This window comes from Streptomyces sp. NPDC005402 (assembly GCF_040606575.1).
Taxonomy (GTDB): Bacteria; Actinomycetota; Actinomycetes; order Streptomycetales; family Streptomycetaceae; genus Streptomyces.
The window spans coordinates 111,317-133,373 of sequence record NZ_JBEXFB010000010.1 but is presented as its reverse complement, the minus strand read 5'-3'; the positions used below and the strand labels follow the sequence as shown (position 1 = coordinate 133,373).

Here is a 22,057-nt window from a genome sequence, read left to right as displayed (position 1 = left end):
CTCACGGTTCAGGTCGCCAGGTCTCGTCGCCGCAGCCCCATGAGACCCCCGGCCACCAGTACCCCCGAGAGCCCGAGCAGGACCAGTACCGGTCCCCACTCCATCTTTCCTCCCGGCAGCTTCGGCAGGTGGCCGAAGGGGGAGAGGTCCAGGACGGCCCGCGGGACGTCGAGGGCCGGGCCGACCCAGCCGATCAGCAGCACCGCCCCGGTGATACCCCAGGCCAGGGGAGCGAGGCGCGGGGCCCTCCCGTACAGCAGGAACGTGAGGCCGCCGATCACCCACACCGCGGGCACCTGCACCAGGCACGCGCCCAGGATCGGGCCGGTCTCCTTGCCGTAGCCGACGGCGAGGCCGAGGCCCGCCAGCAGCAGGACGAGTGCCGAACCGCCGAAGGCGATGACCAGGTGGCCCGAGGCCCACCGCAGTCGGCCCACCGCGTTCGCCAGCACCGGTTCCGCCCGCGTCGACGTCTCCTCGCCGTGCAGCCGCAGCACCGACGCGACGACGTACAGCGCGGCCACCAGACCCAGCATCCCGGTCATCGAGGCCAGGAAGGCGTCCGTGATCCCGGAGTGCCCGCCCATCCGCTCGAAGATCTCGCGGGCCTTCTCGTTGTCGCCGACCAGGTCGGCCACGCCGTCGGTCAGACCGCCGTAGACCACCCCGGCGAGGAAGAAGCCGATCGACCAGCCGAGCACACTGCCCCGCTGGAGCCGCCAGGCGAGCGCGCCCGCCGTGCCCAGGCGGCCGACAGCAGGTCCCGGGCGGGTCGGTACGAAGCTCATGCCGACGTCCCTGCGGCCCGCCAGTACGTAGGCCAGCGTGCCCTGGCCCGCCACCGCTGCCGCGAACAGCAGCAGCACCCACCAGCGTTCGCCGGCGAAGGGGCGCAGCTGCGACAGCCAGCCGAGCGGCGACAGCCAGGTCAGCGCCGAGGACCCTCCCCCGGAGCCGACAGCCGGGGAGGTGCCCCCGGTCGACGCCGCGTCGCCCGCCGCCCGCAGGACGAAGGCGGCACCCAGTGCTCCTGCCGTCAGGCCCCGCGCCGACCGCGCGCTCTCCGTCAACTGCGCGGTGATCGCGGCCGTCGTGGCGAAGAGCATGCCCACGGCGGCAAGACCCAGGCCGAAGGCGAGGGCGCCCGCGATTCCCCGGGCGGCCAGACCCGCCGTCACCAGCAGGGCCAGCGCCCCGCTCGCCACGGCCGCCGCCAGCAGCGCCGCGGTCAGGGACGCCCGTCTGCCCACCACGCCCGAGGCGATCAGCTCCTGCCGGCCGCTCTCCTCCTCGTCCCGGGTGTGGCGTACGACGACCAGGAGACCGGTGACGGCGGCGAGCGCCCCCGCGTAGACGCCGACGCGCCAGGCGGTGAGGGCGCCGAGGGAGTCGTCGAAGACGGGCCCGATCAGGGCGCGGAAGGAGGAGTTGGTGGCCACCTGGCGCAGCAGGTCGGCGCGCTCGGCCTCGGTGCCGTACAGGCCCTTCAGGGTGTTCGGCATGGAGAGGACCATCAGGGCGTTCACCGCCACCCACACCGGGATCATCAGCCGGTCGCGGCGCAGGTTGAAGCGGAGCAGTACGCCGGTGCCTGCCAGGGACGTCACGACTCCTCCTGGTAGTGCCGCAGGAACAGTTCCTCCAGTGTCGGCGGGGTCGACGTCAGCGAGCGCACTCCGGACGCGCTCAACTGCCGCAGCACCGCGTCGAGTTCATCCGTGTCCACCTGCAACCGGACCCGGCGGCCCCGGACGTCGAGGTCGTGGACGCCGGGCAGGTGCGCCAACCCGTTGGGCGGGCCCGCGAGTTCGGCTGTGACGCTGGTCCGGGTGAGGTGGCGCAGCTGGGCCAGCGAACCCGACTCCACCGTGCGGCCGCGCCGGATGATGCTGACCCGGTCGCAGAGTCGCTCGACCTCGCTGAGGATGTGCGAGGACAGCAGGACCGTACGGCCGCGCTCCCGCTCCTCCTCCACGCAGTGCTGGAAGACCTCCTCCATCAGCGGGTCCAGGCCTGAGGTCGGCTCGTCCAGGATCAGCAGGTCCACGTCCGAGGCGAACGCGGCGACCAGGGCGACCTTCTGGCGGTTGCCCTTCGAGTAGGTGCGGCCCTTTTTGGTGGGGTCCAGTTCGAAGCGCTCGATCAGCTCGGCACGCCGCGTGGCGGAGAGGCCGCCGCGCAGACGGCCGTAGAGGTCGATGACCTCGCCGCCGGAGAGGTTGCGCCACAGTGTCACGTCCCCGGGCACGTAGGCGATCCGGCGGTGCACCTCGACCGCGTCGGCCCATGGGTCGCGGCCCAGCACCTGCGCGGCGCCGGAGTCGGCGCGCAGCAGGCCGAGCAGGACGCGGACGGCGGTGGACTTTCCGGCGCCGTTGGGGCCGAGGAAGCCGTGCACCTCGCCGGTCTCGACCTCCAGGTCGAGGCCGTCGAGGGCGTGGGTGCGCCCGAACGACTTGTGCAGGCCGGAGACGGTGATGGCCTTCGTCATGCTTCAGAACGTACGCTTCTTTCAGAAATTTGTGAAATTAAGGAAGTCTATGAAGCTCCTTTAAGGTGGTGACCATGACGGATGCGGTGGAGCGGGATCCGGAGGCGGTCTCACGGTTCGTGGAGCGGTTCGCGGCGCAGCTCGTCGAGGCGGGGCTGGCGCGGATGCCGGCCCGGGTCTTCTCGGCGCTGCTGGCGTCCGACAGCGGCGCCCTGACCTCCGCCGAGCTGAGCGAGCGGCTGCGGATCAGTCCCGCGGCCGTGTCCGGGGCGGTGCGCTACCTGGCACAGGTGCACATGCTGTCGCGCGAGCGGGAACCCGGATCGCGGCGGGAGCGCTACCGGGTCCACTCCGACCAGTGGTACCAGGCGCTCACCAACCGTGAGGCGATCATCAAGCGGTGGGAGGACGCGCTGCGCGAGGGCGTGACCAGCCTGGGCGCCGAGACACCGGCGGGACACAGGCTGGCCGAGACCCTCGCGTTCTTCGAGTTCGTCGAGAAGGACGTGGCACAGATGATGGAGCGCTGGAGGGCCCACCGCGCCGAACTCTTCGGCCCCTAACGCTCCTTCGTCTCCTCCAGCACCGTCCGCCCCAGCAGCAGATACCGCTCCGGCGAGCGCCGCTTCAGGTACTGCGCGTACCCGACGCCCAGCGCCGCGACGGCCGCCACCAGCCACGGCGTGGCCCTGAGCACCAGCGAACCGGACTCCTTTCCGGCCGCCGCGCTCATGTTGGAGACCAGCAGGACGACCACGGCGAGCATCGCGACACCGCCGACCAGCGGGGCTGTGAGGGTCCGGAACCAGTGGCGGCTCTCCGGGTGGTGCGTGCGGAAGTACGCCAGCACCGCGAAGGAGCACACGGCCTGCACGACCAGGATCGCCATGGTGCCGAGGATGGCGAGCAGGACGTACGTGCCGTCGTACGGGTCCTTGCCGGCCGCCCAGAACGCCACCAGGAGTACGGCCGTCACGACCGTCTGCACCAGGCCCGCGACGTGCGGTGAGCCGTGCCGGGGGTGGGTGCGGCCGACCGTGTTCTTCAGCGAGGGCAGGACGCCCTCGCGGCCCAGCGCGTACATGTAGCGGGCGGCGCAGTTGTGGAAGGCCATGCCGCAGGCCAGTGAGCCGGTGATCATCAGCCACTGCATGACGTCGACCGCCCAGTGGCCGACGTACTGCTCGGTGGGGCCGAAGAAGAGCTGCAGGGGGTTGGTGGTGGCGACCTCGACGGCCTTGGACTCGCCGGTGCCCGAGATGGCCATCCAGGAGACGAGGACGTAGAAGACACCGACGCCGAGGACGGAGATCATCGTCGCCTTGGGGATGATCTTCTTCGGGTTGCGGGACTCCTCTCCGTACATCGCCGTCGACTCGAAGCCGACCCACGACCAGAAGGCGAAGAAGAGGCCGAGGCCCGCGGACGTGCCCTTGAAGGCGTTGACCGGGTTGACCGGGTCCAGGCTGAAGCCGTCCGGGCCGCCGCCGTGGAAGGCGACCGAGACGGCCATCGCGGCGAGGACCGTCACCTCGGTGGCGAGCAGGACGACGAGCAGCTTCTCGGCGACCGAGACGCCGAACCAGGTGCCCATCGCGTTGACCGCGAGCATCAGGGCCGCGAACGCCCACCAGGGGATGTGCACCCCGGTCTGGTCCTTCAGCGTCCCCGTCGCGAACGACGAGAAGATGCCGATGAGCGCCGGTTCGAAGACGGCGTACGCGAAGGTGGCGAGCAGTCCCGAGGCGAGACCGGCGGTGCGGCCGAGGCCGTAGGAGATGAAGCCGTAGAAGGCGCCGGTCGAGGTGATGTGCTTCGCCATCGAGGTGAAGCCGACGGAAAAGATTGCCAGGACGACCATTGCGACGAGGTAGCTCGCGGGGGCGCCGATGCCGTTGCCCGCCGACACCATGAAGGGCACGTTGCCCGTCATCGCGGTGATCGGGGCGGCAGTCGCCACGGCCATGAAAACCACGCCGAGCAAGCCGATGGCGTTGGGTTTCAGCCGGTGGACCGTGCCGTCGCCGTCCGTGCTCGCCGCCGGGGCGATTCCCTCGTCCACTGCCATCGGGTGGCCCCTCTCTTGCCCGTCCACTGTGTGCCGAACCGGAACTCTGTAGCCCGAATGAGTCGAGCAAGGGTCTCGGGGCGTTAAATGTTTGTCAACCAGACCTTTAGAAATCTGGCGGCAATATGCGGCTCGTAGCGTCACCGGCATGAGCTACACGTCCGTTCTCGGCGGTCACCGCCACCGCTTCGACACCCTCGCCCGACTGCTCGCCGCCGCGAGCCCCGAGCGCTCCGGAGACCGGCTGGCGGGACTCGCGGCCGCCTCCGAACAGGAGCGGGTCGCCGCACGCTGGGCGCTGGCGGAGGTGCCGCTCGCGGACTTCCTCACCGAACCGCTGATCCCGTACGAGAGCGACGACGTGACCCGGCTGATCCTCGACACGCACGACGCGGCGGCGTTCGCGCCGGTGGCCTCGATGACGGTCGGCGGGTTCCGGGAGTGGCTGCTGTCGCAGGCGGCTTCCCCGGAGACCCTGGCCGCCGTGTCGCCCGGGCTCACGCCCGAGATGGTCGCCGCGGTCTCCAAGCTGATGGGCAACGCGGATCTGGTCGCCGTGGCCCGCAAGGTGCGCGTGGTCACCGCGTTCCGCTCGACGATCGGGCTGCCCGGGCGGCTGGCGACCCGGCTCCAGCCCAACCACCCCACCGACGACCCCGCGGGCGTGGCCGCGGCCCTGCTCGACGGACTGCTGCTGGGCTCCGGCGACGCGGTGATCGGCATCAACCCGGCGACCGACAGCCCCAGGGCCGTACGCGACCTGCTGGAACTGCTCGACGGGGTGATCCGGCGGTACGCGATCCCCACCCAGTCCTGCGTGCTGTGCCATGTCACGACGAGCGTGGACCTGATGGCGAAGGGGGCACCGGTCGATCTGGTCTTCCAGTCGATCGCGGGCACGCAGGCGGCCAACGCCTCCTTCGGGGTGACGCTCGGCCTGCTGGACGAGGCGTACGAGGCGGCGCTGAAGCTGGAGCGGGGGACCGTCGGTCAAAACGTCATGTACTTCGAGACCGGGCAGGGCAGCGCCCTGTCGGCGGGCGCGCACCACGGGGTCGACCAGCAGACGGTGGAGGCACGGGCGTACGCGGTGGCCCGGCGCTACGACCCGCTGCTGGTGAACACGGTCGTCGGCTTCATCGGCCCGGAGTACCTGTACGACGGCCGGCAGATCCTGCGGGCCGCCCTGGAGGACCACTTCTGCGGCAAACTCCTCGGCCTGCCCATGGGGTTGGACATCTGCTACACCAACCACGCGGACGCCGACGACGACGACATCGCCACCATGCTGACCATGCTCGGCGTGGCCGGCGCGTCCTTCGTGATCTGCACCCCGGGCGGCGACGACATCATGCTCAACTACCAGTCCGCCTCGTACCACGACGCGTTGTACCTGCGGGAGGTCCTGGGCCTGCGCCCGGCACCGGAGTTCGAGGCATGGCTGGACTCGATCGGACTGCTGGACGAGAAGGGCGGTATCCGCGAGGTCACCGAAGCCGCCCACCCGCTGACGGCCATCGGTAGGGAGCTGGCGGCATGAGTGAAGTGTCCGTACAGACAGGTGAGCTGTGGTCGGAGCTGCGGCAGCGCACCCAGGCCCGCATCGGCCTCGGCCGGGCCGGCTCCGCCCTCCCCACCCGGCACCGCCTCGAACTCCAGGCCGCCCACGCGGCCGCACGGGACGCGGTGCACTCGCCGTTCGCACCGGACGTGATCGCGGCGGGGCTGACCGGAACGCCGACGGTACGGGTCCGCAGCGCCGCCCCCGACCGGCTCACCTACCTCCAGCGCCCCGACCTGGGCCGTCGCCTCGACCCCATGGACCGGGCCCATCTGCCGACGGGGGACTGGGACGTGGTGTTCGTCGTCGCCGACGGGCTGTCCAGCCGGGCGGTGCACGAGCACGCGGCAGCGGTGGTGCGGGCGACGACGGCACGGCTCGGCGACTGGCGGATCGCCCCCGTCGTCCTCGCCGAACAGGCCCGCGTGGCCCTCGGTGACGAGGTGGCGGCGGCGATGGGGGTGGCGATGGTGGTGGTGCTGATCGGCGAACGGCCAGGGATGTCGGCGGCGGACTCGCTGGGCGCGTATCTGACGTACGCGCCGCAGCCGGGGGTGACGACCGACGCCGACCGCAACTGCCTGTCCAACATCAGGCCGCCGCTGGGGCTGTCGTACGAGGGAGCGGCGGGGAAGCTGGCGGGGCTGATGGGGAGGGCGCGGGGGTCGGGGGCGACGGGGGTGGGGCTCAAGGATGAAAGCGATCACGCGGGCGTAACGGATTCACTACGCTGAGTGGTGGCTGGTCCGCATCAGAGGGAGGGCGCATCATGACACTCATGGCAGAGCGACCGGTGATCAGCGGCACCACGCCCCGCAGCGGATTCGAGGACATGCTGAACGTCCTTGAAGAGCTGAAGGTGCCCGACGGCTACAAGGCCGAGATCATCAGGGGGAACATCGTCGTGTCGCCGTGGCAGAAGGCGTATTACCTGCGCGTCATGGAGCTGATCTGTGATCGACTACGCCCTCACCTGCCCGAAGGGCATCGGATCAGCGGACTGCCGGCGCTGTACGTGTTCCCAGGGGTCAAGCGGGCCTACGGCCCGGACGTCCATGCGGCTCACGAGCAGACCCGCGAAAGTACCAGCAGCCGTCTGGACGGAGAGGGCCTTTCGTTCGTCGCCGAGCTGACCTCGACGTCCACCCGTGACACCGACCTGACGGAAAAGGTAGAGGTCTACGGCAAGGCGGGCGTCCCCATCTATCTCATCCTCGATATGCAGGAAAATCAGGTCACCGTCCTGTGGGCGCCGTCCGAGCGGGGATACCGGGGGCGCCTGACTCAGCCGTTCGGCGAGAAGCTGTACATCCCGGAGCCGTTCGACTGCAAGGTCGACACCACCGGCTTCCAGGCTCCGGAAGAGGAAGACGCGGGCTGACGCCCTCACCGCCCCGGCAACACCAAGCCCAACGCACCCTCCCGCACCGTCCACGTCCGCCGCCGCACCGGCCCTCCCACCCCCGCGTCCGCCCGGTACCGGAAATCCGCCCCGGTGACGGTCACCGTCCTGCCGGTGGCCAGCAGCGGGGACGCCTCCGCCCCCACCGACAGCCGGCGCACCTCCACCGAGGCCAGGCCGCCGCCGGAGCCCGGGGTCACCGAGACCGCCTCCAGGGGCTGGTCCAGGTCCACCAGCGTCACCCCGTCGACCTCCACCCGCAGCCGCGAGGGCCCGGCAACGGCAGGCGCGGCCTCCCGGGCGGGGCGGGCCGGCACCAGGGTCCGTACGAGGTACTGGCAGGTCCGCAGCCAGGGCCGCGCGGCCTCCACGGGTTCCGCACGCGCGGCCGGCGCGGGAATCCGCAGCGCCCCGAGGACCACCCCGTCGCTGTCGTCGACCAGCATGTCCAGGCGCCGCTCGGCCCCGTCCAGGACCGCCCGTGCGGCGGCCACCGCCCCCGTCGGCACCCCGAGGGAGTGGGCGATGCCCAGGACCGGGCCCACCGGCACCACCGACAGCACACATTCGGCCAGCTCCCGCCGCCGGTGCAGCTGCACCACCGCCCGCATCAGCGCACGGTCGTCACCGACCACCACCGGACGCCGAGAGCCGCGCCGGGCCAGCGCCCGGGCGAACTCCTCGGGGCTCTCCGGCAGACACACCTTCGTCGAGGCACCCGCGCTGAGCACGTCTTTCACTATCCGTACGGACTCGCCGTCCGTCTGCCGGGCGACCGGGTCGATCACCACCAGCAGGTGATCAGAAGTCGCGGAAGTCGCCACCTCGGCCATGCCTCGCTTCCTCGGGTAGCATCTTGGTGCAAGAGCCCCTTGCGCTATTGCGCCAGGGGCTTCGTCTATTCCGGGGCACCCGGGTCCGACGGGCAGCGGCCGACGACGGCCGTGGTGCACGCGACGGAGAAACCGTACGCGTACGCCCCCGACCTTGGACATGCCCCGCCCGGAAGGGGTGTACGCGCGTGCCCGCACTTGTGCTGCTCGGTGCTCAGTGGGGTGACGAAGGCAAGGGAAAGGCAACCGACCTGCTCGGTGGCTCGGTGGACTATGTGGTGCGCTACCAGGGCGGCAACAACGCCGGCCACACGGTAGTCGTGGGCGATCAGAAGTACGCCCTCCACCTCCTCCCTTCCGGAATCCTGTCTCCGGGGTGCACCCCGGTCATCGGCAACGGTGTCGTCGTCGATCCGTCGGTCCTGTTCTCCGAGCTGAACGGACTGAACGACCGCGGCGTCGACACCTCCAAGCTCCTGATCAGCGGCAACGCCCACATCATCACGCCCTACAACGTCACCGTGGACAAGGTGACGGAACGCTTCCTCGGAAAGCGCAAGATCGGCACCACGGGGCGCGGCATCGGACCGACCTACGCGGACAAGATCAACCGCGTGGGCATCCGGATCCAGGACCTGTACGACGAGTCGATCCTGACCCAGAAGGTCGAGGCGGCCCTCGACGGCAAGAACCAGCTCCTCACCAAGGTCTTCAACCGTCGGGCCATCGAGGTGGAGCAGGTCGTCGAGGAGCTGCTGAGCTACGCGGACCGGCTGAAGCCCTACGTCGCCGACACGGTCCTGGTGCTCAACCAGGCGCTGGAGCAGGACAAGGTCGTCCTGTTCGAGGGCGGCCAGGGCACGCTCCTGGACATCGACCACGGCACGTATCCCTTCGTCACGTCCAGCAACCCCACCGCGGGCGGGGCGTGCACGGGTGCCGGCGTCGGCCCGACGAAGATCAGCCGGGTCATCGGCATCCTCAAGGCGTACACGACCCGGGTCGGCTCGGGCCCGTTCCCGACCGAGCTGCTCGACGAGGACGGCGAGGCGCTGCGCCGCATCGGCGGTGAACGGGGTGTCACCACCGGCCGTGACCGTCGCTGCGGCTGGTTCGACGCGGTGATCGCCCGGTACGCGACCCGCGTCAACGGCCTCACCGACTTCTTCCTCACCAAGCTCGACGTGCTCACCGGCTGGGAGCAGATCCCGGTCTGTGTCGCGTACGAGATCGACGGCGAGCGTGTCGAGGAACTCCCGTACTCCCAGAGCGACTTCCACCACGCGAAGCCGGTCTACGAGTACCTGCCCGGCTGGAGCGAGGACATCACGAAGGCCAAGACCTTCGCGGACCTCCCGAAGAACGCCCAGGACTACGTGAAGGCGCTGGAGGAGATGTCCGGCGCCCGGATCTCCGCGATCGGCGTGGGCCCGGGCCGGGACGAGACGATCCAGATCAACTCGTTCCTGTAAATCCCTTTTGTATGTCTGCTGTTGGGCCGGTCAAGGACTTCCTTGACCGGCCCATGGCTTGCTCCTGGTTCCGCGCGCAACCGGCGGGACGCGACTATCTACGCGGGTAGTTCCGTCTCTCCTCCCTCCCCCTTCCAGGAGCCCTGCCATGCCCGTCAGTCCCCTGAACCGTCGCGCGTTCGTGAAGAAGTCGGCCGTCACCGGGGCGGCCGTGGCCGTCGCGGGGTCGGTGGGAGCGCCCGCCGCCGAGGCCGCCGAGCGGCACCCGGCCAAGAAGAACCGCACCTGGTCGTTCTCCGTCCTCGGCACCACCGACCTGCACAGCCACGTCTTCGACTGGGACTACTACCTCGACAAGGCGTACTCCGACGCCAAGGGCAACTCCGTCGGCGTCGCCCGGGTCGCCACGCTCATCAAGCAGCAGCGCGCGGCCAAGGGCGAGGAGCATGTGCTGCTCGTCGACGCCGGCGACATCATCCAGGGCACTTCCCTCGCCTACTACTTCGCGCGCGTGCAGCCCATCACCGACAAGGGCGCCCCGAAGCACCCGATGGCCGTCGCCATGAACCACATGCGCTACGACGCCGCCGCCCTCGGCAACCACGAGTTCAACTACGGCATCGAAGTGCTCAGGAAGTTCGAGAGCCAGTGCCACTTCCCGCTGCTGGGCGCCAACGCCCTGGACGCGAAGACGCTGAAGCCCGCCTTCCAGCCGTACACCGTGAAGCGGATCTGTGTGCCGGGCGCCCCCGACATCAAGGTCGGCATCCTCGGCCTCACCAACCCCGGAATCGCCCTGTGGGACAAGGACAACGTCAGCGGGAAGATGGTCTTCCCCGGCCTGGTCGAGCAGGCGAAGAAGTACGTGCCCCGGCTGCGCGCCCTCGGCTGTGACGTCGTCTTCCTGACCGACCACTCCGGGCTCGACGGCTCCTCGTCGTACGGCGACGAGCTCCCGTACGTCGAGAACGCCTCCAACCTCGTCGCCCAGCAGGTCCCGGGCATCGACGCGATCCTGGTCGGACACACTCACGTCGAGGTGCCGTCGTACACCGTGAAGAACGACGAGACCGGCGAGGACGTCCTGCTGTCCGAGCCGTACTGCTGGGGCTACCGGCTCAGTGTCTTCGACTTCGAGCTGGAACTCGTGCGCGGGCAGTGGAAGGTCACCAAGAAGACCGCCCAGACCCTGAACCCCAACACGGTCGACGAGGACCCGGAGATCAAGAAGCTCCTGGAGGCCGACCACGAGCTGGTCGTGAAGTACGTCAACACGGCCGTCGGCACCTGCACCGAGGACCTCTCGGCGGCGGAGTCCTGCTGGAAGGACGTCCCGATCATGGACTTCATCCACCAGGTCCAGATGGACACCGTCAAGACCGGCCTGTCGACCGCCGACGCCGCACTCCCTCTGATCTCGGTCGCCGCACCCTTCTCCCGCACGGCCGACATCCCCGCGGGCAGCGTCACCATCAAGGACATCGCAGGGCTCTACATCTACGACAACACGCTGTACGGCAAGAAGCTCACCGGCACCCAGCTCAAGGACTACCTGGAGTACGCGGCGAAGTACTACCACCAGGTGCCCGCGGGCACGGCCGTGGACACCGCGACGCTGACCAACGCCAACAGCTTCTGGGACTACATGTACGACACCGCTGCGGGCGTCTCGTACGACATCGACATCGCGCAGCCGGAGGGTTCGCGGATCAAGAACCTGTCCTACAACGGCACTCCGGTCGCCGACGACCAGGTCTTCGTCGTCGCCGTCAACAACTACCGGGCCAACGGCGGTTCCGGCTACCCGCACATCGCGGCCGCCGACATCGCCTACAGCTCCACCAACGAGATCCGCCAGCTGATGATCGACTACGTGACGTCGAAGGGGGCCCTGGACCCGAAGGACTTCGCGGTCACCAACTGGAAGCTGACGCAGGCCGGGACGGCGGTCTTCTCGTGAAGTCGTCAAAGAAGTAGAAGTCGTTGGGGTTTCGCCAACTGAAAGCGCGATAAGCGTGTCCTGGTGGTCTGACGGCGGTTTCCGGCGTCCCTCGGATGTCCACGCGGACCCGGGCGCCTTCTGAACGGACGGGGACCCCGGCCGACGGGCCGGAGTCCCCTTTCCCGTACGCCGGTTCAGCAGCCGGTCGCCCAGATGTGGGAGTCGCCGCGGTCGTTGGCCACGCCGTTGTAGCCGGCCTCCTGGCCGGGTGCCAGGCAGAGCGTCATGTCACCGCCCTGCCAGGCGTCCTCGTACACCTTGACGTAGTCCTTGATTCCGGGGCCCGAGATGCCATGGTTGGCCCAGGAGGAGTCCTGGTCGGCGATGTTGCCCTCCCACCAGCCGTCGTCACCGGTCCACTCGATCTTCTGGCCCTGGTAGTTGGCGTCCGTCCACGCGCAGAAGTTCCCGCTGCCGCAGGCCGCCGCCTGGGCCGAGGCCGAGGTGGCGAGGACGGCTCCGGTGGCGAGCAGTCCGGCGGACAGGACGGCGATGAAGCGCTTCACTGGTTTCCCTTCGGGTGGGTGCCGCCGCCCTCCAGCAGGGCGGACGCTGTGGTGAGGGCACGGGCGCGCAGCCGCCGCCACTCCGCGATCTCCGCGCGGTGCGCGGCACGGACCTCGGAGAGCGGGCGGCCGGTCCTGGCGGCCTCGGGCCCCAGGTTGTTGACGACGACCGACGTGCGGAACCAGCGGTCCTGGTCGCCGTAGAGCCACTGTTGCGCCGCCGCGAGGCAGCCGTCGGTGTGGGCGCGGACGACATAGCCGGTGGGCAGCCGGAGCGACAGTTCCGCCCGGCCGGTGCCGAACAGGGCGTCGGACACGCGCTGTCGGCCCGACTTCGGGGTGAGGCCCCGCCGGGTCAGACAGTCGTCGGTGAGTTCGCGGGTGGCCGCCTTGATGACCTCGTCGGCCGGGGGTGCCGGGTGGGCGGCCCCCGCCGTGCAGGCGGATCCGGTGAGGAGGGTGAGGACGGCCAGGGCCGTCGCCGTACGGGCGCGCATGAGCGGGTCAGCCGGCCTGGCAGCCCATCGTGGTGTCACTGACGCCGTCGAACTTCGTGGCCCAGCCCCAGTTGTCGGAGTAGTCGTCCGGCCGGATCGCCCGGTACACACAGGCACCGCCGCCCTGGAAGCTGATCGCGTACACGGTCACGGGCGCGTGCGAGTCGAAGGAGTACGCGTGCCGCTTCACCCGCGGCTCCGCCTCCTTGTACCCCGGGGGCGCGTAGTCCCAGGCACCGCCGGGCCCCATCTGCCCCGGCTCGGCCCAGAAGTAGACATGCCCCGGCGGTACGGCAGCGGCGGCGTGGGCGGGCGGGGCGGCGAGCGGGGCGAGGGCAGCGAGCAGCACGGAAGTGATCAAGGCAGAGCGCATGCGCGCTGCATGCCCAGCCCTTTGTGGGCGTATGCGGTCATTCACCCGTTCAGCGGATCGGTGGGTCGTTCAGGCGTTGGTGTGCGGGCGGCGGCCGCTGAGGTTCTGGTAGGCGGCCCCGAGCACCGCCGCGTTCACCACGGCCCCGACGACGATCCCGGCCCACGCCAGGGCGCCCGGCAGCATCACGAACAGCAGCGAGGCCGGGGCCGTGACCAGGAACGCCCAGACCCCGGCGAGGCTCGCGTCGGCGTGCTCGACGAACAGCGTGTCGACGCCGACCCAGCCGACGACGGCGGCCACGAGGAGCAGGTAGCCGAGAGCGAGCGGGTTGAGGAAGTAGCGCGAGCCGTTCATCGGGTCCCCCGGGAAGTTTTTGCGGAGCTGTGGGCTCCGTCCGTGGTCTCCACGATGCCGGGGCACCGGCGACCGCCGCCTGAGTAGCGGTACTCAACCTCCGTGAGGCGGCTACCCAGAACCTCAGAACTCCTCCCTGTGAGCCCGTGCCCATTGGGCGAACGTCCGTGCCGGGCGTCCCAGTACCTTCTCGGCCGTCGGCAGTACCTGCGAGCCCCGGTCGCCGTCCAGCGTGCGCCGCATGATGGCGTCGACGACCTCGGGAGGGAAGCCGACGGGGTCCCCGCTCGAGGGAGGTCGAGAGTGGGGGAGGGCCATGCCGGCGCGGGCCGCGTCCGTCGGCACCGGGCGGACGCGCAGGTCGCGGCCCAGGATCTCGCCGAGGATCGCCAGCTCCTGCGTGGGGGTGAGGGACTGCGGACCGCTCAACTCGTAGGTGACGCCCCCGTGTTCACCGGTGGTGAGGGACAGCGCCGCGATCTCCGCCAGGTCCGACGGGTCGATGCTCGCCGCCGGGCGGTCCGCGAAGGGGATCGCCACCTCGTCGCCGGCCCGCAACTGCCCTGCCCACTGGAGGGCGTTGGACATGAAGCGGCCGGGGCGCAGCAGCGTCCAGGCGAAACCGCGGGCCGGGTCGGTCACCGCCGCCTCCGCCGTCCGCTGCCAGCGGGCGATCGGGTCGTCGCCCCTCCCGCCGTCCAGCGTGGACAGTTTCACGACCCGGCGCACACCGGCCCGGGCCGCCGCCGCGGCGAGCGCGAGGTCATGGGTGGGCTCGGGGGCCGTGCCCACGGCCTGCGCCGACATGAGGAACACCCCGGCCACGCCCGCGAAGGCCGGCTCCAGGCTCGCCGGGTCCGCCGCGTCGCCGTACACCGCCTCCGTGCCCGCGGGGAGCCGGGCCTCTGCCGGCCGGCGGGTCATCGCGCGCACCGGCTCCCCGGCCGCCGCGAGCCGCCGTACCAGCTCGCTTCCCACCTGGCCCGTCGCTCCGGTCACCAGGATCATCGCCGTCTCCCTCATGGATGACTCGTGGACGACCCCAGCCTGCGCGCGGGGGTCGCGACCGGCATCGCACCGGGGGAGGCGGTCCGGCTGCTCCTTCCGGAGTAGCCAGGGAGAAATGCCGCATACGGGCATATTCTTGGACTGTGCATCTCTGCCTGTCGATCTGGAGAAGGTGAGTGCGATGCGCGTACTCCTCAAGGTGTCCATGGACACGGAGAAGGCGAACGACGCCATCAGCCACGGCACCCTGCCGAAGCTGATCGAGCAGTCGATGGAACAGGTCAAGCCCGAAGCGGCCTACTTCACCGCTGAGAACGGTCAGCGCACCGCCTACATGGTCTTCGACATGCAGGACAGCTCACTGATGCCGGTGATCAGTGAGCCGTTCTTCCAGAACCTGGGCGCGAAGATCACCTACACCCCGGTGATGAACTACGAGGACGTGCAGAAGGGGCTCTCCCAGCTGGGACGCTGACCCTCAGCCGTCTCCACCCGCCCTCAGCTGAAGATGATCATCGAGCCCTGGGCGAGACTCCGGGTCGCCGCCGCGTGCAGCCCCAGCCAGACATGGCGTTCGCGGGCGAAGGGACTGGGGTCGTACGGCGCGGGCACGGCCGGCTCCTCCAGTTCCGTGGGGGCGTGCGGCGGCTCGGGGGGCGCCGGGGGATTGGCCGGATCGATGCCGATCACCGGGGCCACGTACTCCAGTTCCCGCAACAGGGTCTGCGAGGAGCCCAATGGGCCGCCGCCCGCGAGGAGTTCGTCGTTGGCCAGGGGGTGCGGGAAGTCGACGGGGACGTACGCGCCCGCGTGGTCGTAGTGCCAGACCAGATGGGACTGCTGGGCCGTCGCCTCGAACATCTCCAGCAACTGCTCGTAGTCGCCGCCGAGTTCGTCGACCGGGGTGACCGGGAGCCCGCAGACCTGGAGCAGATAGGCGCGGCGCAGGAAGTGCAGGGCGTCGTAGTCGAAACCGGCCACCGGGGCGACCTCGCCGGACAGTCCCGGCATGTACTGGTACACCGGAACCGGCGGCAACCCGGCCTCGGCGAGCACCTTGTTGTATTGCGCGAGTTCGTCGGCGAACGGGTTGTCCGGGGTGTGGCACAAGACGTCGACGAGAGGCACCAGCCACAGGTCACAGGCCAAAAGACAGCTCCTCGGATACTCGCGGTGCGCGGACATCGTCACACGGTGGTCAGGGAAGGGTAGTCGCTGGAATCGTGGGGCGGGGCCCCTCGTGCAGGTTGTGCTGGTCCCTTACCCGTGCCCGGCGCGGTCAGTCGGCGGTGAGGCCCTCGATGAGGGTCAGATAGTGGCCGTTGTAGGCGGCGAGGAGCTCGCGGGCGGCCTTGGTGTCCCGCTCGTACAGGGCGTCGGCGACCTCGGGGTGCCCGGACCACAGGCTGCCGCGCAGATCGGTGAGCCGGCGCAGGTGCTGGACCGTGCACACCCAGGTCTGCACCCGCAGCCGGTGCAAGAAGTCGGCGAGATAGGGGTTGCCGAACAGGACGCTCAGTTCGCGCCAGAAGCGCAGGTCGTAGCCGATCAGTACGGTCAGGTCGCCCGCGGCGGCGGCCCGCTGGGCCTCCTCACCGCGCCGCCGTACGCCCGCCACGGCCGCGGCGGTACGGGGCTCGTCCAGCTCCTGGAGGATGCGGTGGCCGGCGTCGAGCGACTGGAACATGCCGTCCGTGACCAGGCTGCGGGCATCGATCATGCCGCGGAAGTCGTCGAGGGAGTACTCGTGGACATGGAAGCCGCGGTGCTGGTCGGCCTCCAGGAGTCCCTGCGCGGACAGGTCCACGAGTGCCTCGCGGACCGGGGTCGCGGAGACGCCGTACTGCTCGGCGATCTCCTTGACGGTGAACTCCTGCCCCGGCTGGAGCCGCCCGGCCAGAACCTCGTCCCGCAGCGCGTCCGCGATCTGCTGCCGCAGCGTGCTGCGGGTGACGGCACCGTTGCCGCTGCTGCCGGGCATCGTCGGGGGGCCTCCCTCACGCAGGTGCAGATGGCGTGCTCGTACATATGTCTACGAGCACGCCACCTTACGCGTTCGAACGCCCGGCAGATTTACTCCGTGTGCTCGTCCGCCACGGAGAGCGCCGTGTCCAGCGCCGCGAGGCCCTCCTTGAGTTCGGCCTCGCTGACGTTGCACGGCGGCACGACATGCGTCCGGTTCATGTTGACGAACGGCCAGATACCCTGCTTCTTCGCGGCGGCCCCGAACGCGGCCATCGGGGCGTTCGCCTCACCCGCCGCGTTGTAGGGCACCAGCGGCTCGCGGGTCTCCTTGTTCCTCACCAGCTCCAGCGCCCAGAACATGCCGACGCCGCGCACCTCGCCGACGCTCGGGTGCCGCTCGGCGAGCTCCCGCAGCGCCGGCTCCAGGACGGCCGTGCCCAGGCGCTTGGCGTTGTCGACGACGCCCTCCTCCGCCATGGCGTTGATGGTCGCGACGGCGGCGGCACAGGCGAGAGGGTGCCCGGAGTAGGTGAGTCCGCCGGGATACGGCCGCTTCCCGAAGGTGTCGGCGATGGCGCCGGAGATGGCGACCCCGCCCAGCGGTACGTATCCGCTGTTGACGCCCTTGGCGAAGGTCATGAGATCGGGCACGACGTCGAACAGGTCGGCGGCGAACCACTCACCGGTGCGCCCGAACCCGGCCATCACCTCGTCCAGGATGAAGACGATCCCGTACTTGTCGCAGAGCTCCCGGACGCCGGCGAGGTAGCCGGGCGGCGGAACCATGATCCCGGCGGTGCCGGGGATGGTCTCCAGGATGATCGCGGCGACGGTGGCGGGCCCCTCGAAGGCGATGGTCGTCTCCAGGTGCTCCAGCGCCCGCGCGGTCTCCTGCTCTTCCGTCTCGGCGTAGAAGCGGGACCGGTACAGGAAGGGCGCCCAGAAGTGCACGACCCCGGCGGAGGCGCTGTCGGAGGCCCAGCGCCGCGGGTCACCGGTGAGGTTGACGGCCTGCTGGGTGCCCCCGTGGTACGAGCGGTAGGCCGAGAGCACCTTGGCCCGCCCGGTGTGCAGCCGGGCCATGCGCACGGCGTGCTCCACCGCGTCCGCGCCACCGTTGGTGAAGAAGATCTTGTCCAGGTCCCCGGGAGTCCGCTCGGCGATCAGCCGGGCCGCCTCCGACCGCGCCTCGATCGCGAAGGCGGGTGCGAAGGTCGTCATCTTCGCCGCCTGCTCCTGGATCGCGGCGACGACCTTCGGGTGCTGGTACCCGATGTTGGTGTAGACGAGCCCGCTGGTGAAGTCGAGATAGCGGTTCCCGTCGTAGTCCCAGAAGTACGAGCCCTCCGCACCGGCGACGGCGAGCGGGTCGATGAGCTCCTGCGCGGACCAGGAGTGGAACACATGAGCACGGTCCGCGGCCTTCACGGCGACGCCGACCTCGGGGTGTGGCTGAGGGGTCATGCGAGTGAGCGTAAATGTCCGCGATACGGAAGCGGTATCGGCGTCCTGTCTGTGGACGGGGGCTTTCCACGACAGGTTGTCCAACTACAGATGATTGACGTCGCGGGAGCCGGTGAACTCCGTCGGGGGCCTGCGGGTGCAGCCCGCGTGTGCCCTGGACGACGTGCGGCCCTCCGACAGTTCCCTGCTGATCCTCCCGGGCGCCGATCTCTGGGACACCTCCGACGACCTCGCCCTCTTCGCCCGCAAGGCGCGCGAGTTCCTCGACGCCGGGGTGCCCGTCGCCGCGATCTGCGGGGCCACCGCGGGGCTCGCGCGCGAAGGACTGCTCGACGACCGCAAGCACACCAGCGCTGTGTCCTTCTACCTGGCGGCCACGGGATACGGCGGCGGCGAGCGGTACGTCGACGCGGACGCCGTGACCGACCGCGGCCTGATCACCGCCGGACCCACCGAGCCCGTCGCCTTCGCCCGGGAGATCTTCCGGCTGCTCGGGGTGTACGAGGGTGAGGTGCTGGACGCCTGGTACCGGCTGTTCCACGACTCCGACCCCGAGGCGTACGCCGTGCTGCAGAAGGCGACCGCCGAGTGAGCCGGGAGCGCCAGGACCTGCTCAGCCGCAGCGCGCTCGGGGTGTTCCGGCTCAACGGCCAATTCCTTGCCGTGGCCGAGGAGCTGGCGGGCCCTGCCGGTCTCACCGCCGCCTGGTGGCAGGTGCTCGGCGCGGTGCTCCGGCAGCCGCTTCCGGTCGCCGGGATCGCCCGGGAGATGGGCATCACGCGGCAGAGCGTGCAGCGGATCGCCGATCTGCTGGTCGAGCGGGGGCTGGCCGAGTACCGGCCCAACCCCGCCCACCGGCGCGCCAAGCTCCTGGCGCCGACCGAGGAGGGGCGGGCCGCCGTGCGGCGGATCGATCCGGGCCATGCGGCCCTCGCCGACCGGCTCGCGGAAACCTTCGGGGAAGCCGAACTCGCCGAAGCGGTAGGGGTGCTGGAGCGGCTGTCCAAGGTGCTCGACCAGATCTCGACGGACGGCGGACGGACGTAGACACTGGACTTCTGCCGTACGGGTGCGCGGGCGCGCGGTCTCGGGGGAGGGCCTGCGATGGAGGAACACGGCTCCGCCGACCCGGCGGACGGCGACGGGCGGGACCCCGCCCGGGAGCGCCCCGCGCCCGGCACCTATATGACGCCGTACCGGTGGGAGACCGATCCGGAGACGGGGTACCGCAGCCGTGCCGTCACGCTGGCACTCCTCGCGATCGCGCTCGTGGTGGCGTTGGGCGCCGGCGGTACGGTCTACGCCGTGCTGGACGAGGAGGGCCCCGGCGCCGCTCCGCCGGCCCCTTCGGTCTCGCCCTGACGTCGCTTCTCCTCGCGCGGTCGAGGGCCCGGTGCACGGCTCACCGGGGCTCCGGCGGTCGCTGCCGGGGCATGTTCGGGCGGGCCGGCGGCCCCGGGGGCAGCGGAAGGCGTCCCTGAGCGCCCCCGGGGTCCTGACGTCCGCCGGACGTCACCGCCCCCTGGATGCCCATCGGCGCGGACCCGTTGCGGAACTCCACGATCCAGTCGGCCGTCTCCACCCGGATGAGCTCCGTCACGTCCTCCGAGAAGCGGCGCAGGACGCCCAGGCAGCGCTCGGTGGCCTCGGCGGCCGTGCCCTCCGTGGGGCCGAGCACCTCACGGACGCTCTCCGAGGCCCAGTCGAACTGGAGGGCCTGGAGGCGGCGCTGCACGGCCTGTGCGGTGGCGACGTCCCTTATCCAGCCGGAGGTCACACCGAAGAAGCGGTCGACGGCCACGCAGGCCACCGCGAGCAGGAGGGCGAGATAGCCCCAGGGCGCGATCCCGGCCCCCACCACTCCCGTCAGCCCCAGCAGCGGCAGCACGGACCCGGTCACCGCCCCCACCGCCGCCCCGCCCCGCAGGGCCCGCGCACAGCGCCGTTTCCCCACCCGGTCCGCGAGATACCAGGACGCCGCCTCCAGCGCCCCGTGCTCCACCCACCGGTACAGCTCGTCCAGCCGTACGGCGGGCTCACCCCAGTCACCGAGCGGAAACGGCCGCCCGGCCAGATCGGCCCGTCCGTCCTGAGGCGGGCCCTCGGGCTGCATCTCCGGCTGACCCACCCGGCGCTCCCTACTGATCGGTCACCCTGCGTGACGCCTGATGCTGATGTGCGGGGATCCTTCCTACCGCCCAATGGGTGGCGAAGGGGGTGCTTTGGTCGCTTTTCCGCTCGGAAGAGGGCCTTGATCAGGTATAGGACTCCACGTCAACTCACTCGAAAGAGTGCTGGGGCGACGCCCGTCCCGACCACGTAGGCTCGTGCCAGGGCGGAAAAACCTCGCCCGCACAGCCGTATCGACACAGGAGCTGATCGTGATCCCCGGTGGTGGCCAGCCCAACATGCAGCAGCTGCTCCAGCAGGCCCAGAAGATGCAGCAGGACCTGGCGAACGCGCAGGAGGAACTCGCCAGGACCGAGGTCGACGGCCAGGCGGGCGGCGGTCTGGTGAAGGCCACCGTCACCGGCGCCGGCGAACTGCGCACGCTGAAGATCGACCCGAAGGCGGTCGACCCGGACGACACCGAGACCCTCGCCGACCTGATCGTCGCGGCCGTGCAGGCGGCGAACGAGAATGCCCAGACCCTCCAGCAGCAGAAGCTCGGCCCGCTCGCCCAGGGCCTCGGCGGCGGTGGCAGCGGCATCCCCGGCCTGCCCTTCTAGGGGGCCCGTCTTTCGAAGTCGGGTGTCGGCCAACTAGCGTACGTATCGCAAGGAATCCAGGAAGGACGGCAGTCCGTTGTACGAAGGCGTGGTCCAGGACCTCATCGACGAACTGGGGCGGCTGCCCGGCGTCGGTCCCAAGAGCGCCCAGCGGATCGCCTTCCACATCCTCCAGGCGGAGCCGACGGACGTCCGTCGGCTCGCGCAGTGCCTGATGGAGGTCAAGGCGAAGGTCCGCTTCTGTGCGACCTGCGGCAATGTCGCGCAGGAAGAGCTGTGCAACATCTGCCGCGATCCCCGCCGCGACCTCTCCGTCATCTGCGTGGTGGAGGAGCCGAAGGACGTGGTCGCGATCGAGCGCACCCGGGAGTTCCGTGGCAAGTACCACGTCCTGGGCGGCGCCATCAGCCCCATCGAGGGTGTAGGACCCGATGATCTGCGCATACGAGAACTGTTGGCCCGGCTGGCCGACGGGACGGTCACCGAGCTGATCCTGGCCACCGACCCGAACCTGGAGGGCGAGGCCACAGCGACGTACCTCGCCCGCATGATCAAGCCCATGGGCCTCAAGGTCACCCGCCTGGCCAGCGGCCTCCCGGTGGGTGGCGACCTGGAATACGCGGACGAGGTGACCCTCGGCCGCGCCTTCGAGGGGAGACGACTCCTAGATGTCTGACGCCACACTGCACGCTGCCCAGGACCCCGACGACTTCGCGGTCCAGATCGCCGACCAGGTCGAGAGCTTCCTGGTGGCCGTCATGGAGGTGGCGAAGGGCGACGAACCCGACTCGGCCGTCCCCTTCCTCCTTCTGGAGGTCTCCCAGCTCATGCTGGCCGGCGGCCGCCTGGGCGCCCACGAGGACATCGTCCCCGACGAGCGCTACGAGCCCGACACGGGCCCGGACGCCGACGTGGACGACCTGCGCGAGAACCTGGCCCGGCTGCTGGAGCCGATCGACGTCTACTCCGAGGTCTTCGACCCCTACGAGCCCCGCAAGGCCCCGGTCCCGGCCCGGATCTCCGACGACCTGACCGACGTCATCACCGACCTGCGCCACGGCATGGCCCACTACCGCGCGGGCCGCACCTCGGAAGCGCTGTGGTGGTGGCAGTTCTCCTACTTCTCCAACTGGGGCTCCACGGCCTCCGCGACCCTGCGCGCCCTCCAGTCGATCGTGGCGCACGTGCGCCTGAACCAGCCGCTGGCGGAACTGGACGGCCTCGACACCGACCAGGCGGTGGGCGACGAGACGCTGGAGTTCGAGGCGGGCAAGGTGATGGTGGAGGAGATCGCGGCTCCACTGGGTCTGCGAGCCCCGCAGTAGCGGC

25 protein-coding genes and 1 pseudogene are annotated in these 22,057 nt (G+C 70.3%); 13 read left to right on the top strand and 13 right to left on the bottom strand.

What is annotated here, in order from left to right; genetic code table 11:
• Window positions 1–8: 8 nt before the first annotated feature.
• Together ABZT02_RS20970 and ABZT02_RS20965 are read right to left on the bottom strand one after the other, a co-directional pair.
• Window positions 9–1,607, bottom strand: coding sequence for an ABC transporter permease (locus tag ABZT02_RS20970; protein ID WP_356019468.1), 1,599 nt, complete (start codon window positions 1,605–1,607; stop codon window positions 9–11).
• Window positions 1,604–2,491, bottom strand: coding sequence for an ABC transporter ATP-binding protein (locus tag ABZT02_RS20965; protein WP_356019467.1), 888 nt, complete (start codon window positions 2,489–2,491; stop codon window positions 1,604–1,606). The genes ABZT02_RS20970 and ABZT02_RS20965 overlap by 4 nt, the downstream gene beginning before the upstream one ends.
• A 74-nt stretch (window positions 2,492–2,565) precedes the next feature.
• Here ABZT02_RS20965 and ABZT02_RS20960 point away from each other — a divergent pair, with 74 nt between their 5' ends.
• Window positions 2,566–3,054, top strand: a complete 489-nt coding sequence (locus tag ABZT02_RS20960; RefSeq protein WP_356019466.1) for a MarR family transcriptional regulator — start codon at window positions 2,566–2,568, stop codon at window positions 3,052–3,054.
• Here the strand turns inward: ABZT02_RS20960 and ABZT02_RS20955 are convergent.
• Window positions 3,051–4,559 carry an APC family permease gene (locus ABZT02_RS20955; protein ID WP_356019465.1) on the bottom strand — a complete coding sequence of 503 codons (1,509 nt, stop codon included), beginning with the start codon at window positions 4,557–4,559 and terminating at the stop codon, window positions 3,051–3,053. The genes ABZT02_RS20960 and ABZT02_RS20955 overlap by 4 nt on opposite strands.
• Before the next feature lie 148 nt (window positions 4,560–4,707).
• Here ABZT02_RS20955 and ABZT02_RS20950 point away from each other — a divergent pair, with 148 nt between their 5' ends.
• From ABZT02_RS20950 to ABZT02_RS20940, 3 genes are read left to right on the top strand one after another with little or no spacing between them, the layout of a single operon-like run.
• Window positions 4,708–6,099: an ethanolamine ammonia-lyase subunit EutB gene (locus ABZT02_RS20950; RefSeq protein WP_356019464.1), complete on the top strand. Its 1,392-nt coding sequence runs from the start codon at window positions 4,708–4,710 to the stop codon at window positions 6,097–6,099.
• Window positions 6,096–6,854: an ethanolamine ammonia-lyase subunit EutC gene (gene eutC / locus ABZT02_RS20945; protein ID WP_356019463.1), complete on the top strand. Its 759-nt coding sequence runs from the start codon at window positions 6,096–6,098 to the stop codon at window positions 6,852–6,854. Before ABZT02_RS20950 ends, eutC begins: the two co-directional genes overlap by 4 nt.
• Window positions 6,855–6,889: 35 nt before the next feature.
• Entirely contained in the window at window positions 6,890–7,501 is a 612-nt protein-coding gene (locus tag ABZT02_RS20940) for a Uma2 family endonuclease (protein WP_356019462.1), read from the top strand.
• 5 nt (window positions 7,502–7,506) lie between these two features.
• Here the strand turns inward: ABZT02_RS20940 and ABZT02_RS20935 are convergent, their stop codons facing one another.
• A complete protein-coding gene (locus ABZT02_RS20935; protein ID WP_356019461.1) occupies window positions 7,507–8,355 on the bottom strand; it encodes a diacylglycerol kinase in 849 nt (282 codons plus the stop codon).
• A 188-nt stretch (window positions 8,356–8,543) separates the two neighbouring features.
• Here ABZT02_RS20935 and ABZT02_RS20930 point away from each other — a divergent pair, with 188 nt between their 5' ends.
• Both ABZT02_RS20930 and ABZT02_RS20925 read left to right on the top strand, forming a co-directional pair.
• Complete coding sequence (locus tag ABZT02_RS20930) at window positions 8,544–9,827, top strand: adenylosuccinate synthase (protein WP_356019460.1); 1,284 nt, start codon at window positions 8,544–8,546, stop codon at window positions 9,825–9,827.
• 148 nt (window positions 9,828–9,975) lie between these two features.
• Window positions 9,976–11,787, top strand: coding sequence for a 5'-nucleotidase C-terminal domain-containing protein (locus tag ABZT02_RS20925; protein ID WP_356019459.1), 1,812 nt, complete (start codon window positions 9,976–9,978; stop codon window positions 11,785–11,787).
• Window positions 11,788–11,963: 176 nt separating this feature from the next.
• Here the strand turns inward: ABZT02_RS20925 and ABZT02_RS20920 are convergent, their stop codons facing one another.
• The 5 genes from ABZT02_RS20920 to ABZT02_RS20900 all read right to left on the bottom strand — a co-directional run bounded on the left by ABZT02_RS20920 (window position 11,964) and on the right by ABZT02_RS20900 (window position 14,585).
• Window positions 11,964–12,335: a peptidase inhibitor family I36 protein gene (locus tag ABZT02_RS20920; RefSeq protein ID WP_356019458.1), complete on the bottom strand. Its 372-nt coding sequence runs from the start codon at window positions 12,333–12,335 to the stop codon at window positions 11,964–11,966.
• Window positions 12,332–12,832, bottom strand: a complete 501-nt coding sequence (locus ABZT02_RS20915; protein ID WP_356019457.1) for a hypothetical protein — start codon at window positions 12,830–12,832, stop codon at window positions 12,332–12,334. Before ABZT02_RS20915 ends, ABZT02_RS20920 begins: the two co-directional genes overlap by 4 nt.
• Before the next feature lie 7 nt (window positions 12,833–12,839).
• On the bottom strand, window positions 12,840–13,205 hold the full coding sequence (locus ABZT02_RS20910) for a hypothetical protein (protein ID WP_356019456.1): 366 nt from the start codon (window positions 13,203–13,205) through the stop codon (window positions 12,840–12,842).
• A gap of 69 nt (window positions 13,206–13,274) precedes the next feature.
• Entirely contained in the window at window positions 13,275–13,562 is a 288-nt protein-coding gene (locus ABZT02_RS20905) for a hypothetical protein (RefSeq protein WP_356019455.1), read from the bottom strand.
• A 123-nt stretch (window positions 13,563–13,685) separates the two neighbouring features.
• Complete coding sequence (locus ABZT02_RS20900; protein ID WP_356019454.1) at window positions 13,686–14,585, bottom strand: NAD(P)H-binding protein; 900 nt, start codon at window positions 14,583–14,585, stop codon at window positions 13,686–13,688.
• A 166-nt stretch (window positions 14,586–14,751) separates the two neighbouring features.
• Between ABZT02_RS20900 and ABZT02_RS20895 the strand changes: the two genes are divergently transcribed.
• Entirely contained in the window at window positions 14,752–15,045 is a 294-nt protein-coding gene (locus tag ABZT02_RS20895; RefSeq protein ID WP_356019453.1) for a hypothetical protein, read from the top strand.
• A 23-nt stretch (window positions 15,046–15,068) separates the two neighbouring features.
• On the opposite strand, the gene ABZT02_RS20890 is transcribed toward ABZT02_RS20895, so the two are convergent.
• The 3 genes from ABZT02_RS20890 to ABZT02_RS20880 all read right to left on the bottom strand — a co-directional run bounded on the left by ABZT02_RS20890 (window position 15,069) and on the right by ABZT02_RS20880 (window position 17,999).
• The gene (locus ABZT02_RS20890) at window positions 15,069–15,719 is read right to left on the bottom strand and encodes a hypothetical protein (protein ID WP_356019653.1); all 651 of its coding nucleotides are present in this window, start codon (window positions 15,717–15,719) and stop codon (window positions 15,069–15,071) included.
• A gap of 130 nt (window positions 15,720–15,849) precedes the next feature.
• Entirely contained in the window at window positions 15,850–16,551 is a 702-nt protein-coding gene (locus tag ABZT02_RS20885) for a GntR family transcriptional regulator (protein WP_356019452.1), read from the bottom strand.
• 92 nt (window positions 16,552–16,643) lie between these two features.
• Window positions 16,644–17,999 (bottom strand): aspartate aminotransferase family protein, encoded by a 1,356-nt coding sequence (locus ABZT02_RS20880; protein ID WP_356019451.1) that lies wholly within the window; start codon window positions 17,997–17,999, stop codon window positions 16,644–16,646.
• Window positions 18,000–18,099: 100 nt separating this feature from the next.
• On the opposite strand from ABZT02_RS20880, the pseudogene ABZT02_RS20875 reads away from it, so the two are divergent.
• The 3 genes and pseudogenes from ABZT02_RS20875 to ABZT02_RS20865 form a co-directional block, all read left to right on the top strand.
• A pseudogene (locus ABZT02_RS20875) lies at window positions 18,100–18,591 on the top strand (DJ-1/PfpI family protein); the annotation flags it as partial.
• Complete coding sequence (locus tag ABZT02_RS20870) at window positions 18,588–19,046, top strand: MarR family transcriptional regulator (protein WP_356019450.1); 459 nt, start codon at window positions 18,588–18,590, stop codon at window positions 19,044–19,046. The pseudogene ABZT02_RS20875 and the gene ABZT02_RS20870, both read left to right, overlap by 4 nt.
• Before the next feature lie 57 nt (window positions 19,047–19,103).
• The gene (locus tag ABZT02_RS20865; RefSeq protein WP_356019449.1) at window positions 19,104–19,361 is read left to right on the top strand and encodes a hypothetical protein; all 258 of its coding nucleotides are present in this window, start codon (window positions 19,104–19,106) and stop codon (window positions 19,359–19,361) included.
• A gap of 40 nt (window positions 19,362–19,401) precedes the next feature.
• Here ABZT02_RS20865 and ABZT02_RS20860 read toward each other — a convergent pair whose 3' ends face one another.
• On the bottom strand, window positions 19,402–20,127 hold the full coding sequence (locus ABZT02_RS20860) for an SLATT domain-containing protein (RefSeq protein WP_356019448.1): 726 nt from the start codon (window positions 20,125–20,127) through the stop codon (window positions 19,402–19,404).
• A 253-nt stretch (window positions 20,128–20,380) separates the two neighbouring features.
• On the opposite strand from ABZT02_RS20860, the gene ABZT02_RS20855 reads away from it, so the two are divergent.
• From ABZT02_RS20855 to ABZT02_RS20845, 3 genes are all read left to right on the top strand, one after another.
• Window positions 20,381–20,728 carry a YbaB/EbfC family nucleoid-associated protein gene (locus ABZT02_RS20855; protein WP_356019447.1) on the top strand — a complete coding sequence of 116 codons (348 nt, stop codon included), beginning with the start codon at window positions 20,381–20,383 and terminating at the stop codon, window positions 20,726–20,728.
• Window positions 20,729–20,804: 76 nt separating this feature from the next.
• Window positions 20,805–21,404, top strand: coding sequence for a recombination mediator RecR (recR, locus tag ABZT02_RS20850; protein WP_007383602.1), 600 nt, complete (start codon window positions 20,805–20,807; stop codon window positions 21,402–21,404).
• The gene (locus tag ABZT02_RS20845; RefSeq protein ID WP_356019446.1) at window positions 21,397–22,053 is read left to right on the top strand and encodes a DUF5063 domain-containing protein; all 657 of its coding nucleotides are present in this window, start codon (window positions 21,397–21,399) and stop codon (window positions 22,051–22,053) included. Before recR ends, ABZT02_RS20845 begins: the two co-directional genes overlap by 8 nt.
• Window positions 22,054–22,057 lie beyond the last annotated feature (4 nt).